General features: G+C 43.4%; 15 protein-coding genes. 11 read left to right on the plus strand and 4 right to left on the minus strand.

All coding sequences use genetic code 11. The features are described 5' to 3' along the window. Positions 1–3: 3 nt before the first annotated feature. The gene (locus tag EV213_RS20025; protein WP_133582337.1) at positions 4–894 is read left to right on the plus strand and encodes a carbohydrate ABC transporter permease; all 891 of its coding nucleotides are present in this window, start codon (positions 4–6) and stop codon (positions 892–894) included. A 262-nt stretch (positions 895–1,156) separates the two neighbouring features. Here the strand turns inward: EV213_RS20025 and map are convergent, their stop codons facing one another. From map to EV213_RS20040, 3 genes are all read right to left on the minus strand, one after another. Further along, on the minus strand, positions 1,157–1,906 hold the full coding sequence (gene map / locus EV213_RS20030) for a type I methionyl aminopeptidase (RefSeq protein WP_133582338.1): 750 nt from the start codon (positions 1,904–1,906) through the stop codon (positions 1,157–1,159). 207 nt (positions 1,907–2,113) lie between these two features. Next, positions 2,114–2,746: a LysE family translocator gene (locus EV213_RS20035; protein ID WP_133582339.1), complete on the minus strand. Its 633-nt coding sequence runs from the start codon at positions 2,744–2,746 to the stop codon at positions 2,114–2,116. A 106-nt stretch (positions 2,747–2,852) separates the two neighbouring features. Then, positions 2,853–3,329, minus strand: a complete 477-nt coding sequence (locus EV213_RS20040) for a DinB family protein (protein ID WP_133582340.1) — start codon at positions 3,327–3,329, stop codon at positions 2,853–2,855. 124 nt (positions 3,330–3,453) lie between these two features. Here EV213_RS20040 and EV213_RS20045 point away from each other — a divergent pair, with 124 nt between their 5' ends. From EV213_RS20045 to EV213_RS20090, 10 genes are all read left to right on the plus strand, one after another. Then, a complete protein-coding gene (locus tag EV213_RS20045; RefSeq protein ID WP_133582341.1) occupies positions 3,454–4,356 on the plus strand; it encodes a LysR family transcriptional regulator in 903 nt (300 codons plus the stop codon). A 121-nt stretch (positions 4,357–4,477) separates the two neighbouring features. After that, positions 4,478–5,038 carry a glycerol-3-phosphate responsive antiterminator gene (locus EV213_RS20050; RefSeq protein WP_133582342.1) on the plus strand — a complete coding sequence of 187 codons (561 nt, stop codon included), beginning with the start codon at positions 4,478–4,480 and terminating at the stop codon, positions 5,036–5,038. 76 nt (positions 5,039–5,114) lie between these two features. Then, complete coding sequence (locus EV213_RS20055) at positions 5,115–5,978, plus strand: GNAT family N-acetyltransferase (RefSeq protein ID WP_133582343.1); 864 nt, start codon at positions 5,115–5,117, stop codon at positions 5,976–5,978. 246 nt (positions 5,979–6,224) lie between these two features. After that, the gene (locus EV213_RS20060; protein ID WP_133582344.1) at positions 6,225–7,043 is read left to right on the plus strand and encodes an MIP/aquaporin family protein; all 819 of its coding nucleotides are present in this window, start codon (positions 6,225–6,227) and stop codon (positions 7,041–7,043) included. Positions 7,044–7,065: 22 nt separating this feature from the next. Continuing rightward, complete coding sequence (gene glpK, locus EV213_RS20065; RefSeq protein ID WP_133582345.1) at positions 7,066–8,556, plus strand: glycerol kinase GlpK; 1,491 nt, start codon at positions 7,066–7,068, stop codon at positions 8,554–8,556. A 222-nt stretch (positions 8,557–8,778) separates the two neighbouring features. Continuing rightward, a complete protein-coding gene (locus EV213_RS20070; RefSeq protein WP_133582353.1) occupies positions 8,779–10,419 on the plus strand; it encodes a glycerol-3-phosphate dehydrogenase/oxidase in 1,641 nt (546 codons plus the stop codon). A gap of 279 nt (positions 10,420–10,698) precedes the next feature. Beyond that, positions 10,699–11,205 carry a small multi-drug export protein gene (locus EV213_RS20075; RefSeq protein WP_133582346.1) on the plus strand — a complete coding sequence of 169 codons (507 nt, stop codon included), beginning with the start codon at positions 10,699–10,701 and terminating at the stop codon, positions 11,203–11,205. A gap of 232 nt (positions 11,206–11,437) precedes the next feature. Further along, positions 11,438–12,391: a bile acid:sodium symporter family protein gene (locus EV213_RS20080; protein ID WP_166639437.1), complete on the plus strand. Its 954-nt coding sequence runs from the start codon at positions 11,438–11,440 to the stop codon at positions 12,389–12,391. A 163-nt stretch (positions 12,392–12,554) separates the two neighbouring features. Next, positions 12,555–13,376 carry a peptidoglycan recognition protein family protein gene (locus EV213_RS20085; protein ID WP_133582348.1) on the plus strand — a complete coding sequence of 274 codons (822 nt, stop codon included), beginning with the start codon at positions 12,555–12,557 and terminating at the stop codon, positions 13,374–13,376. A 12-nt stretch (positions 13,377–13,388) separates the two neighbouring features. Then, entirely contained in the window at positions 13,389–13,670 is a 282-nt protein-coding gene (locus EV213_RS20090) for a holin (RefSeq protein ID WP_133582349.1), read from the plus strand. Positions 13,671–13,772: 102 nt separating this feature from the next. Here EV213_RS20090 and rpoN read toward each other — a convergent pair whose 3' ends face one another. Next, a complete protein-coding gene (gene rpoN / locus EV213_RS20095; protein ID WP_133582350.1) occupies positions 13,773–15,047 on the minus strand; it encodes an RNA polymerase factor sigma-54 in 1,275 nt (424 codons plus the stop codon). Between the last annotated feature and the right edge of the window lie 224 nt (positions 15,048–15,271).

Raw genomic sequence — 15,271 nt, forward strand, 5'->3', positions numbered from 1 at the left:
ACTGTGGTTTATGAAAAATCTGCTAGGTCAAAGATATTTGATATCGTGTTGCTGGTTGTCCTCATTTCCATTTCCATTACCTGTATTTTGCCACTTTGGTACACATTGTCGTTGTCTTTAAGTTCCAAATCTGCTGCAGCAGCAGGCGCTGTAGCGTTATGGCCGGTTGGTTTCAACCTGAATTCCTATGTGCAGCTTTTGCAGGAAGGCCAGTTTTTTAAATCGTTTTGGATCTCCATTCAGCGAGTCGTTCTTGGCGTTGCCCTTAATTTTATCGTTGTTCCACTCATGGCCTACCCGCTTTCGAAGACGACGAAAGATTTTAAAATGCGCAACGTCTTTATGTGGTCCGTTTTGTTTACGATGTTGTTTAACGGTGGGCTCATCCCACTCTACTTGACCATTAAAAACCTTGGCCTAATGAACAGCATTTGGGCGCTCGTTCTTGTTGGCGGTGCGCAGACCATTGTGTTTAATATCATCTTGACGATGAACTTTTTCCGAAACCTACCAAGTGTCCTTGAAGAAGCTGCACTCGTCGATGGCGCTGGGCCTTGGTATATCCTTTACAAGTTATATATTCCACTGTCCGTCCCTGTGTTGGCGACCGTCACGCTTTTCAGTATCGTGTATCACTGGAACGAGTTTCTCTACGGCCTGATTTTCATGACGCGAGAAGAATTTTACCCACTTCAGACGTACATCCAGCAGCTCACCGTAGCGGTCGATCCGTCGAGCATGACGGAGGATCAGTACAAGCGGATGAGTGAGCTTTCGAACCGGACTCTTGATGCGGCAAAACTGTTTATTGCGATGCTGCCGGTTCTCGCTGTGTATCCATTCCTCCAGCGATTTTTTATCCATGGCATTACGCTCGGGTCTGTTAAAGAATAGCTTGAACGGTATGAATACAGCACAGTCTTCTTATGACAAGTGAAGCTCTGTGAGCATTTAAATAGCACACTACGCGAATCGTTAAAACGGAATTGCTGATTCATCTTGCCTGCACGTGAGCGAAAGAGCCCCATTCTTATGATCGTGAAGGAGTGAAGGCGCTAGATGTGATAATTCATTCTGTCGTTAGTGACAATCATTAATGGAGATACGGCGAAAAAAACAGAGGCAATGGACGTTTCGCTCCGTTGTCTCTGTTTTTTTACACTTGTGCCGTTAATAGTAAGGGACCGTTTTTGGTAATCGCGAGGGTATGCTCGTATTGCGCGGACCATGACCCATCGACGGTTCGTGCTGTCCAGCCATTGGTGTCCATTTTGCTTTGCCACGCCCCTTGATTGATCATTGGCTCAATCGTAATCACCATACCTTCTTTTAAGCGGGCTCCTTTTCCTGGCAAGCCATAATGAAGAATTTGTGGGTCTTCATGCATGCTCGCTCCAATGCCATGCCCTGTGAAATCACGAACAACGGAATAGCCAGCTGCTTCCGCATAGGATTGAATGGCATGGCCGATATCGCCGAGACGTTTGCCAGGTATCGCTTGTTCAATGCCTTTGTCCAAGCAAGTACGGGCAACGTATAGTAAGTTGTTGGTTTCTTCCGAGACTGTGCCAACGGCGTACGTCCAAGCAGAATCAGACAGACTGCCGTGAAGGTTTACGACCATATCAATCGTAACAATATCTCCTTGTTTGAGCGGCTTTTTTCTTGGAAACCCGTGACAAATTTCATCGTTGATTGAGGCGCATGTGGCATATTTGTAGCCACGATACCCCTTTTGCTCAGGTGTGGCGCCATGTTCTTTCAAAAACGCTTCAACGAATTGGTCAATCTCATGCGTTGTCACACCAGGCTTTATTCGTTTCGCAATTTCTCTATGGCAGGCGGCCAATACCTTCCCAGATTCGTGCATTGCTTGTATTTCTCTGGCCGATTTTAACGTAATCAAATGCCTAACTCCTTTTTTTGACAGTACTCCTGTAGTATTGTTTACTATTCTATTCTAATCTCTAAAGTGCTAGGATGTGCGAAGTTGAAACAATCTCTTCATTTATAAAATTCTCCCATTTGTTTATAAAAAAAGCAACAGAGATCCCCGTTTTGAGCAAAGAAAAAGTGACCCCTCCAAATTGAGTAGTCACACATAAGCATTTAGTTATTTTTTCTCTTGAAAAGCAAGGTTCAATGCTAAGGTGCCAAGAACAGTGGCCATAACCCAGTTTTGGATGTTCACCATAAACGGTTTTTTGCCGATCCATTCGGACAGTTGGGCCGCAAACACCACAATGAGCAAATTCACTATGAAGCTCACAAGGATTTGCGTGCTTCCAAGGATGGCCGTTTGAGTGAATAATGAACCACGAGCAGGGTCCATGAATTGCGGCAGCAACGAAACGTACAAAATGGCAATCTTAGGATTCAATAGATTGGTCATAAACCCCATTATGTAAAGTTTCTTTGGAGATTCCATGGTCAATTTTTGCGGTGTACCGATGGAGTGAGCTCCTGGACGTACAGCCTTCCATGCTAACCAAAGCAGGTATAAAACGCCGACCCAGCGGATGATGTCATACATGACAGGGACCCATACAAAGAGGAGAGACAGGCCTAACATTGTCGCGATGACATAAAACAAAAACCCTGTGATGACGCCTAGAAGAGAAATGAATCCATCTCTTCTGCCTTGCGTAATGGTGCGTGAGATTAAATAAATCATGTTAGGTCCTGGGGAGCAAACCATTCCTAATGAGACAAGAGCAAACGCAGCTAACGTACTCCATTCGACCATCCTGCACGCTCCTTTTTGAAAATGATCATACCATAATAGAAGACACTACATTCAACTAATATAAAAAACCTTTCCAAGTGGATTCGTGGAAAGGTCATCGGGAGTGTTAGGCACTCTTATGCTGTAGTGTTTTCAGCATACATGATATAGTAGCAGAATGTAGGGTTTCATGGACCGTTGAAAAGTTAAATGCCTCACCGAACGTTCTGAATGTGAGTGGACCAATTTGTAGTGCAGGTTCTAATGGCGTTTCAAAGGTGTCAGAACTAATATCTGAAAAGAGCGACATTTGTCTTTTGAGCTGCTCCAAAAATTCTTCCTTACCGGGCGCATTAGCGTTCCATTCAGAAGGGCTAGTTCCTGTATTAAAAAAAGGAGCGTACGTCTTTATAAGGCTTTGGTCTACTTTAATTCCAGTCGAAAGGAAGTATTCACTACAGAAGACAATGTGACCAGCATTCCAATGGATGGTGTTTTTGAAACCATCTGGTTGAACATCCCATACCTCGTTTGGCATCGCCTCCAATTGTCCAATAACCATCTGACGAACCGTTGTTGCCGTACTTATTAAAGTGTGTAACATTATAATAAAACCTCCATTTTTCAAAAAGTTGTTTACAAGGCAATTATATCAAGGGATCAGAATGCCATCAATGCAGTGGTTCTTATCGTAATGATAAGTCAGTGTTATGAAAGGAAGTATTGTAATGGAGCTAAGGCAGTTAGAGTATTTTGTTGCGATCTGTGAGGAACTGCATTTTTCAAAAGCTGCTGAAAAGCTGTATGTGTCTCAGCCGAATTTAAGCCAACAAATAAAGCTGTTGGAAAATGAACTTGGTGTTCCACTGTTTAATCGAATCGGTCGACGAATTACGATAACAGAAGCAGGACAGCTGCTTTATAACCATAGCAAGCAAATTCTTTCCCATATATCTCAAGCACAAGTAAGTATCTCCGAGCTAAAGCAAATGAAGGGTGGATCACTTACAATTGGAATATTGCCTGGAGATGCCGATTTGATGTTCAATGCATTGCTCCTTGACTTTCATCATAAATACCCGGATGTGACGCTGTCTCTCGTCGAAACGATGTCTGTTACTGAACGGGTTATTAATGGCACTTTCGATATTGGTGTAACCATTGCTCCTATTTCAGACGAAAGGCTTGTTCACCAATCACTGTTTTATGAAGAGTTTTCATTGGCTGTGGCAAATAAGAGCCCGTTGGCAAGAAAAAAGGCTGTCCAGTTACGGGATCTGCAAGAAGAAAAGCTTGTATTGTTCCCGTCAGAGCATCAGTGTCGAAAATTAATCGACGACGCAAGTTCACGCTTAGGGTTCCGATTGAAGCCTGTTATTGAAACAACGACGTTATCTTCTATGCTTTCATTGGTTGAGAACAACGTTGGTGCGACCGTCCTGCCAAAACTGTTGCTAGAAAATCTCCATCATGAAGGAATTGAAACCGTGCCTATTACAGATCCAACACCAGGGCAGGACATATGCCTTATTTATCGATCGGATAAGTATTTAGGATTTGCCGCCAGAACATTTATCACGGCGATTAAAGAATATATCGAGGCAGCGAAGCAAAAGGCAGTGACCTCCTGATGTTGTCGTAATGAAGTTGACGTGCACCCTGAACCCCGTGGTGCAGGTTTTCTTTTTGAATCGAAGCTTTCGTGGCGTATGATAAGAAGAGGAGTATTGGAAGTAGAAGGAGAGTGACGTCATGGGCCATTTTGGTGATCAAAAGCTACTGCCAGCCATTCGTTCAATGAAAGACTTTGACAAAATGCTAAAGCATCCGGTTCATTATGGTGTTTTTTTGGATATGCACATCGGTCTTGTCAAGCAAGCGTTTGACTATGCCAAAAGCAAGGACAAGAAGATGTTTCTGCATATCGATCTGATACATGGATTGGCAAGCGATGACTATGCGACGGAATACATTTGCCAACAAGTAAAACCGTACGGCATCATTTCGACACGAAGCAGTGTGATTAAGAAAGCAAGGCAGCTTGGCGTTATGGCCACGCAGCGTACATTTGTGATTGATTCTAGCGCCATTGAGCGGAGCATTGAGCTCATTAGGAAAAATGATCCCGACTTTGTCGAAGTGTTGCCAGGGGTGGTCCCGAAAATCATCACGAAAATATCAGAGACGACAGGCAAACCAGTGATCGCAGGCGGATTGATTGAAACCGAGGAAGAGGTGGATGCAGCCTTACAAGCAGGGGCGTCATGCATCACAACATCCAATCGAGCATTATGGAAAACGTATTGTGTCTAGTTGACTGCTAAACTCTTAGTCAACTCAAATACGTACCGCCCGACAATTAGATGAATTCTATAAGAGAGTTGGTGTCATGATGTGTGATCAAAGCGAAAAAGTAGATTTTAAGACATTAGCTCATTTTATAGCCAAATTAAATCAATCGAAGATCCATCATGTTGGCTACTGTGGAGAAGATGAAGCTGAGATTTTTGATGCGTTAACAAGTGACTTCTCGACTGAAGACTTCACAGTTTTTTATGAGGATAATCAAATTGTCGGGGCATTAGGATTTGATGTGGATCACGAAAGTAAGAGGATCGAGCTTTTGGGACCGTTCGTAAACCACCAAGAGTGGAATAAGGTGGCAAATGCACTCTGGGAAAGACAACTCAAATCCTTAGAGAATCAAGAGTCGTTCATTTTTTATGGATTCTATAATAAAGACCATCTAAATGCCAAGAATTTTATAAAAGATCTAGGTGGAAAGACAACAGGAGAACACCTCATTTTACATATGGATCATTTCGAGCATAAAGGAACAAGCTTGAATGCAGAGATCTTGCAGAAAGATGATTTTTCAGCATTTCGACGTTTGCATGATTCCATTTTTCCTCATACGTATTACGACGAGGATGTGATCGTGTCCAAGCTTAACGATCAAAATAGAGTTTATACGATAAAAGATCATGGAGAAACGGCTGGGTATGTTTATGTAGAAGGTAATAAACAATTTAAAGTGGGGGCAATTGAGTATATCGGGGTAGCGAAGGAGTATCGAATGAAAGGCTATGGTAAAATCCTTCTGAATCAGGCGCTCACATTTCTTTTTGATGAACTGAACATCGATGAAGTGAGCATTTGTGTGGAGAAAGAAAATACAGCTGCCATTCAACTATATCTAAGTGTCGGATTTTTTGTTGACCATGCGATGGAATCCTCTGTTCTGAAATTGTAAAATTCAGAACGTTCTCTTTGAGTTGATAGGGCTTCCGAAAGAAACTTGACACATACCAAAAGAACTCATCTCTTGACAGCGTTTACAGCTCATGTTACGGTGAAATTAAGTTAATCGTCTGGAAGAGAAATGGAGACCCACTAATGTCAATTCGCCTAAACCGAGGTGATATTGGATTCGTGGGTCTTCTTTTTTGTTTTCTTAATGGATGATTAAGGTATTCGAGGAAATAAAAGGAGGTATTATGTGAGTGCATTTCTGGCAGAAATTATCGGAACTGCAATTTTAGTTATATTTGGTGCTGGCGTTTGTGCAAACGTGAACTTGAAGAAATCCTTCGCATTTGAAAGTGGATGGATTGTTGTTGCGTTAGGATGGGGCTTGAGTGTCGCCATGGGGGTTTATGCAGTGGGTCAATTCAGCGGGGCTCATTTAAATCCAGCCGTAACTTTAGGTCTTGCGTTTAATGGCGATTTCCCTTGGGCTGATGTGCCAGGTTACATCCTCGCTCAGATGCTTGGAGCGATTATTGGGGCAACGGTCATCTGGCTTCACTTTTTGCCCCATTGGAAAGCGACCGAGGATCCTGGAACGAAGCTAGGTGTTTTTTCAACTGGACCAGCGATTCCACATCACTTTTCAAATGTGTTGAGTGAATTTATCGGTACATTTGTGTTAGTGCTCGGTTTATTGACAATAGGTGCGAATGAATTTACAGAAGGTTTAAAGCCGTTTATTGTAGGGCTTCTAATCGTAGCAATTGGTCTTTCGTTAGGCGGAACAACAGGGTATGCGATCAATCCAGCGCGTGACCTTGGACCGAGAATAGCGCACTTTCTCCTTCCGATTGCTGGGAAAGCATCATCGAATTGGTCATACGCATGGGTTCCAGTGATAGGCCCTGTGTTTGGCGGTTCTTTTGCGGGTGTGTTTTATCATAGTGTGTTTATGGGGCAAATGACAGCCGCCTTTTGGTTTGTTTTAGCAGCAACAATCGGTATGCTTGTCATATGCGGATGGATGGATAAAAAGCAGACTCATTCAGAATCAAACGTATCGGTTTAAAAAATGAAGGGAGACTAGAAAAATGGACACATACATTATGGCATTGGACCAAGGAACGACAAGCTCACGAGCAATCTTGTTTAACAAAAAAGGGGAAATCGTTAAAACGGCGCAAAAGGAATTTCAGCAATACTTTCCAAAGCCGGGATGGGTAGAGCATAATGCAAGCGAAATCTGGGGATCGATTTTGGCATGTATCGCAACAGTGCTTACAGAAGCAGATGTGAAGCCTGACCAAATTGAGGGTATTGGCATTACGAACCAACGTGAAACAGCCGTTGTTTGGGACAAGCATACAGGATCGCCTGTCTACAATGCGATTGTATGGCAATCACGCCAAACGAGTGACATTTGTGCGGATTTGCGTGAAAAAGGGTTCAACGACATGGTGCGGGAGAAAACAGGGTTGTTGCTTGATCCTTATTTTGCGGGTACAAAAGTGAAATGGATCCTAGACAATGTGGAAGGCACACGTGAAAAAGCGGACAACGGTGATTTGCTTTTTGGCACAATCGATACATGGCTGATTTGGAAGCTTTCAGGTGGAAAAGCCCATGTAACAGATTACTCCAACGCCTCTCGAACGTTGATGTACAACATTTATGATCTCAAATGGGACGATGAGTTGTTAGACATGCTTGATATTCCTAAATCGATGCTTCCAGAGGTAAGAAGCTCTTCTGAAGTGTATGCCGAAACGGTTGACTATCATTTCTTTGGAAAGAACATACCGATTGCTGGTGTAGCAGGTGACCAACAGGCAGCGTTATTTGGTCAGGCATGTTATGAGGAAGGAATGGCTAAAAATACGTATGGTACGGGTTGCTTTATGCTGATGAATACGGGCGAGAAAGCTGTTAAATCAAAGCACGGGTTGTTAACGACATTGGCATGGGGCATTGATGGAAAAGTAACATATGCGTTAGAAGGCAGTATTTTCGTCGCGGGCTCTGCGATTCAATGGCTCCGTGATGGCTTACGGATGGTGAAGGCGGCCCCAGATACAGAAGAATATGCGAACCGAGTGGAGTCTACAGAAGGCGTATACGTTGTTCCAGCGTTCGTTGGACTTGGGACGCCTTACTGGGACAGTGACGTACGCGGTGCGATTTTCGGTGTCACAAGAGGGACGTCGAAGGAGCACTTTATTCGGGCAACACTCGAATCACTTGCCTATCAAACGAAAGATGTGCTTGATGCGATGGAAAAAGATTCAGGCATCGAATTGAAAAAGCTCCGTGTGGATGGCGGTGCAGTGAAAAATAATTTCTTAATGCAATTCCAAAGTGATTTGCTTGATGTTCCAGTTGAACGTCCAGTCATCAATGAGACGACAGCGCTAGGGGCTGCGTACCTCGCTGGTCTCGCAACAGGCTTCTGGAAAAGCCGCGAAGAGATCGCAGGCATGTGGGCGGTTGATGATCATTTTGAACCGGACATGGACGAGAGCCGTCGTGAGGAATTGTATGAGGGCTGGCAAAAGGCCGTCCATGCGACAATGGCATTTAAATAAGCGAAGTGTTGGTATATTTACTTGCCGTATGCTATACTTTTGGTAAGTTAATGATCCGGCAGAGACGTAGAGAGGCCAGAAACGCATTATGGATAGTCATAATGTTTTTCTGCCTCTTTTTTTACTTTCTGGGGAATCTAACCGTAAGTGGTATCCCATCATGAGGAGGAAATCAAATTGAACGGAATTAAAACGACACAGCGTGCCCATCAGCTTCAGCAGATGCAAGAAAAGTCCTACGATCTTGTGATCATTGGCGGTGGAATCACCGGAGCAGGCATTGCTCTTGATGCGATTACACGAGGCTTGTCGGTGGCCCTTGTCGATATGCAGGATTTTGCAGCTGGAACGTCTAGCCGCTCAACAAAACTGGTTCATGGCGGATTGCGCTACTTGAAACAATTTCAGGTTGGTGTTGTTGCGGAAGTGGGCAAGGAGCGCGCTATTGTCTATGAGAATGGCCCGCATGTCACGACTCCAGAATGGATGCTCCTTCCTTTTCACAAAGGAGGCACCTTTGGCAAGCATTCAACGTCTTTAGGCTTGCGAGTGTATGATTTTTTAGCTGGAGTAAAAAAACAAGAACGACGAAAAATGCTTACACCTGAGCAAACATTACAACGAGAGCCCCTCATTAAGAAAGATAATCTAAAAGGTGGGGGCTATTATGTCGAGTATCGAACCGATGATGCACGGCTTACGATCGAAGTGATGAAACGTGCAGTGGAGCATGGTGCTGATGTGATGAATTACGTCAAAGCAAACCGTTTCCTCTATGAAAAGAAGAAAGTAAAAGGCATAGAGGTGACAGATCGAATTACAGGTGAGACGTTCACACTCAAAGGCAGAGTCATTGTGAATGCTGCCGGTCCATGGGTGGATAACGTGCGTGACCTTGATTATTCTAAAAATGAAAAGACCCTTCAGCTGACAAAAGGTGTTCATCTGGTCATTGATCAGTCCGTTTTTCCTTTACAGCAAGCCGTTTATTTTGATACCGCTGATGGACGTATGATCTTTGCGATACCTCGTGATCGAAAAACATACATTGGGACGACAGATACCTTTTATGGAAATGAGAAGGACACGGCTACTCCACGTATGCTTGAGGCGGATCGCACGTATATTCTAGATGCCATTCATTATATGTTTTCAGACGTGACGATTACGGAACACGATGTTGAGTCCTCCTGGGCTGGCGTGCGCCCGTTGATTTTTGAAGGAGGCAAAAACCCTTCAGATATTTCACGTAAGGATGAAGTTTGGGAGCATGACAGCGGGTTGGTCACTATTGCAGGTGGTAAGCTGACAGGCTATCGGAAAATGGCGGAGCATGTCGTTGATATAGCATCCTCACGTGTGCAAAAAAAGACGAAGAAGAAATTTAGTTCCTCCAAAACTGAGCATTTGCCGATTTCTGGCGCGGATTTTGGTGGGGCAAAGCAATTTGAGCGTTTTATCCGTGAAAAAGGAGAAGAGGCATTAGAGTATGGTCTCTCAACTCAAGAAGGACGACGATTGGCTAGATTTTATGGAACGAATGTCGATCACGTTTTCCGTTTGGCCCACGCCGCAAGTGGCCTGGAGCTAAGTGGCAGTTTGACGCCATCGATTTATGCACAAGTGGTGTACGCCATCCAAGCGGAAATGGTTGTGAAGCCGATCGACTTTTTTATTCGACGAACAGGAGCGTTGTATTTCAACATCGGCTGGGTCAGAGAGCACAAAACGTCTGTCCTCCACTTAATGCAGAATTTGTTAGGTTGGACACAGGAAGAATTCCAGCAGTATGAACGCGAGCTTGACAAGGAAATCCTGCTTGCTGTCGTTCCTTATGATCGTGTCGAAGCACCAAAAGAATAAGACGAATGTAGGGGCTGTTCCGAAAGTCGGGGCGGCTTTTTTATGTGGCTTGTTCCTAAGGCAAATAAAAGGGTTTGTAGCGATGATAAGTGCTGAAAGCCCTTTTACTGTTCGAGAAGTCAATGCCCAGAATGCAGGTGGTCAGTAAGTGATCCTTGACATAATGACAATAATAACTTACATTATGTATATGAAAGTTGTCATGAGTTAGCGTCACAGCCATAGGAGGATTCCACGGGTTCTTATGGCAACAAATCCTACTCAAGAGGTGAACCAACAATGAAACTTTTATTTGCTTACTTGATTGTGTTTTTTGCTCCAGCAATTCCTTTTGTTGATGGGTTAGTGGTTATTCCGATTGGTGTAGTTGCAGGATTAAATATAGTTTTAGTTACCTTATTGGCTTTTCTTGGTAGTGCATCTATGGTTCTTGTAGTCATCATGTTCGGTGAGAAAATGCAACGCTGGATAGAACAACGAAGAACGGCAAAGACTCCAAACAAGACGCCATCTAAAAGACACCAAAGGGCAGAAAAAATTTGGCGGAAATATGGGTTGCCTGGATTCGCCCTGCTAGGTCCCGTACTCGTCAGTGCATCGGCCACGGCTTTTCTTGCGATGACATTTGGGGCACCACGAAAAGCAACAACAGGCTGGGTTATCGGGAGCGTTGGTTTATGGTGTATCGTATTTGCCATATTGTCTTATGTCGGCGCGGATGTTATTCTCGACCGGACTGGGGAGAATGGGTTTTTGTATAAGTATTTGAATGTCAATGAAGGGTAACTGTTCTGAACATGTATCCTACAATGATCGTACGTATATAGAGTGGGGGAGTCGTCGCTGATAGGAGCAATGACTCCTCCTTTTTTACTGCCTTTATCGCTTTCAATCGTTTTCACCTTATGACTACGGTATAATGAACATCGGATGAGGAGTTGAACTCACAAAAAATCTATGTGATAGTTAGAATTACTGTGGCGAGCGTTTGATACACATCAAGGATTGGGGGGATTGCGTGTTAGACCGTTTAAATCGAAGTTTAGAAAAAGCTCTCCCATTTCTTACACCTGTTGCTGTTATTTTAGGGGTTTTGTTTAGTGGCTTTTTTTCTATTTATGTTCCTCTCGTGCCCTTTATTTTTTCATTTATTACATTTGCAAGCACCTTGGCGATTTCTCCAAGTGACCTTACCAAAATTGTGAAACATCCTTTGCCGATCATTGTAAGTCTAGGCATTATACAAGGAATTTTGCCGCTGTTGGCTTATTTAGTGGGTCACTTGTTTTTCTCAAATGATGTGAATACCATGACGGGTCTTGTCCTGGCTTTTGCGATTCCTACAGGCATTGTTTCACTAATGTGGGTCTCCATTTTTAATGGCAGTCGATCTCTGACGTTGGCGATTATTCTTGCAAACATGATCATTTCGCCATTTGTTTTGCCGCTTACGTTGAACCTATTGTTTGGCGGGCAAATTGCGATGGACACATTTGGTGTCATGGAAGGTTTGGTGTACATGGTCGTTTTGCCATCAGCGGCGGGTATTTTTGTGAATTTTTTACGTAAGGGCAAAACGATGTGGATGAGCAAACGATTCGCTCCATTTTCAAAGCTTTGCCTCCTCGTGGTCATTATGATCAACGGATCGATCGCTGCCCCATACTTCAAAGATGTGAACGGTATGGTCGTCGAACTGTTTTTTGTTGTATTGGCCCTCGCAATCACCGGCTACTTCCTAGGTCTTGGATTCTCTAAATGGCTTTCTTTTTCATCCGAAACAGCCATCAGTGTGATGTTCAACTGTGGCATGCGAAACATCGGTGTTGGCGCAGCCATCGCTGTCGTCTATTTTCCACCGGCAGTGTCCTTGCCCGTCATTATTGGTGCACTGTTTCAACAAATTGTCGCAGCATTGGCGGGAAGAATGGTTTCAAAACGGTTGAATAAAACGCATACACTTCAAACATAAGTAGGTTGTCCCTTTTAGGCACCCATCGTTCGTATTAACGATGAGGTGTTTTTTTGTTGTCGTCCATACAAGAATTTGAACGTCCTCTTCATATAGTAATAAGAAGGGTGTAAATGACATCTCTTTGGATGACAACGACGACAGAAAGGGAGGTGAGTTGTAGATGTATCAATTTCAGTCCATTTCAAAGTTTAGTGATCAACGGCAAACATTGCCAAAGCATTCATTACGCACCTATCGGTCATTTCCGATCACATCAAAACGATATATCGCCATTCATCATTCATTAACGGCCACAGGTTCAGCACGCGCGTTTGCTCAGTATCATGTGCGGGCAAATGATTGGCCTGGCATTGGCTACCACTTTGTCATTGAAAAAAACGGACAAGTGATTTGGTGTCATGACCCAGGTGTGATGTCCTATCATGTAGGGAACAGCAATCAGCATGCTCTTGGCATTTGTTTGACAGGTGATTTTAGAACACAGATCCCGACACTAGCTCAAAAGGATTCCTTAAGAAGGCTTGTAGCTGCACTGAAAAAGGATTTGCCTGCCTACAAGGAAACGAGAGGGCATAACGAATTTCCGGGATACTCATGGAAGCAATGTCCTATGTTTGATTACAAGGCAGTTCTTGGAGAGAAATTATCATCACAGCACATTAGTGAGCCGGAAGCGAATGAGCTCCTTTATTGGGCGACACTCGTGGACACTCATGGTCTACAAGGTGCGGGCCACTGGGCCTACAATCGCTTACGCCGTTTTTTTAATGTCACAACCCCACCTAAAAAAGACGATGCCAACCAACTAGCCTATTTGCAGTTTTTAGTCGCAAAAGGTGGAGGTACGGGCGCTTGGGCAAAACAAGAAATCGCATCCTATTTAGATGCGAATCAAATTTTGTATTTAGCGACTGTCATTCATAAGAGCCGTTTATCCCTTTTGGCCAATTGGGCAAAAAAAGAAATTCCGAACTATCTTTAGGAGGTTATCAAAATGAGTGACATCCTCATGTTTGCCACTGTGCTGGTTCCAATTATTACAGCACTTGTACAGCTTGTTAAAGTAACGGTTGATGTGCCGAAAAACTATATTCCCCTATTGTCATTGCTCATTGGGCTCGTCGTTGGTGCTGCTGCGTTTCCTTTCGCTGAAGGTCTCCCATTAGCTGTTCGATTATGGGCTGGAGGACTGGCAGGTCTGGCATCCACAGGCTTGTTTGAGATTGGAAATTCCCGCCTGGGCACAACCAAAATGTCTTCTAAGCAAAAACAATAACGACGTCATAAAAAAACAGGACTGCGCTGAGCAGCTCCTGTTTTTTAGTGCGCCAAGAATATGTCTTCTATCAGCTCCAACGATCAATTGCATTATATCGCCTTATACATAGACTTTTCGCATGGTCGAAGCTGGGATGCCCAAGGACTTACGATATTTTGCAATTGTTCTTCTGGAAACCGTGACGCCTTCCTTGTTCAATTCATTGACTAGCTGCTCATCCGAAAATGGGAATCCTTTGTTTTCTTCATGAATGATTTGCTCGATTTTAAATTTTATTTGGTGAGAGGTTATCATCGGATTGTCCTTTTGATCAATACCTGAAGAAAAGAAATATTTTAGCGCGTACAAGCCATACGGCGTCTGGATGTATTTATTTGAAGTGGTTCGACTAATGGTGGACTCGTGTAAGTGGCATTGTTCAGCAATATCCTTCAGAATCATTGGCTGCAAATGCTGAGGTCCTTTACAAAAAAAGTCTTTCTGCAATTCGACAATGCGATGAAGAATGGCATGAATGGTCTTTTCTCTATAAAGAATGCTGTTTTGTAACCAGCTTAGTTGGTTTTTGAATGGTTTTAAAAACTCTCTGCTCTCTGGGTGTTTAAGCATAAGCTGAAGGTAGTCATCGTTTACCTTGAGTTTGGACAAAATGGTCTCATGTGTATAGATCACTGGAGTTCCATTCTCGATACATACGGTTGCTTCGGGTCTCGTGTATTCAGTCGGACCTGCGTTTGTAGAAAAACTTGGTCGAGGTTGAAGCGACAGGATGACGTCATAGGCTGATTGAATGTCTATGAGTGATACATGTAACGATCGCGAAATGATGTTCCATTTTCGTTGCGTGAATTCCTCGAAATAGTAGTTGACGAGGAAATAGGCAAACTCCTGACGATGAATGTAGTGGAGTTGAATCAACAGACATTCTTGCAAGCTGCGAGCACCTACACCAGCCGGCTCAAGACTCTGTAAAAGACAAAGACAGTGTGTGACGTGCTCTAGGGGAACTTGAAACTCATCGGCAATAGTGGAGAGTGATTCGGTTAAATACCCATTCGCATCTATACAAAAAACCAGGTGGTCTAGGACAATTCGCTCGTCTTCATTTAAGTTGAGATCGCTTATTTGCCTAATCAGCTGATCATACAATGAGGGGCTTTGCTGAATTGTTGCTTCACCAAGGGATGTAGCAATTGGCTCCGACCATCTCTGGCCATGAAGGCTCTCTAAATCGATAAAAGGATTATCCACGGCCAATGATAACAAATGTTCCTCGAGCTCAGTTTGCGTGAAATAGAGCAACTCAATCGCTTGCTTTAATGATGCAGTCATGTGAAGCTGCTGCTGTTGATTTAGAAACATAGTCATTTGCATAAGAACAACCCCTTAATTTTCGGAATGTTCAATCCGTATCACCTTAGACAATTGTAATATAGGAGCCTCATCGAATCACTACCTCATAAAAAAAAGTCAGTTTTTTAAACTTTACAGCCGGTTTTGACTACTAGTACCTTGACCTAATTTAATTTTAGTTCTACGCTCATTCTATAAGAAAAATATGGGAGGGCTAGCAAATGAACAAAAAATACGAGATTCGA

Origin of the sequence: Aureibacillus halotolerans, assembly GCF_004363045.1 — a bacterium.
Classification (GTDB): domain Bacteria; phylum Bacillota; class Bacilli; order Bacillales; family DSM-28697; genus Aureibacillus; species Aureibacillus halotolerans.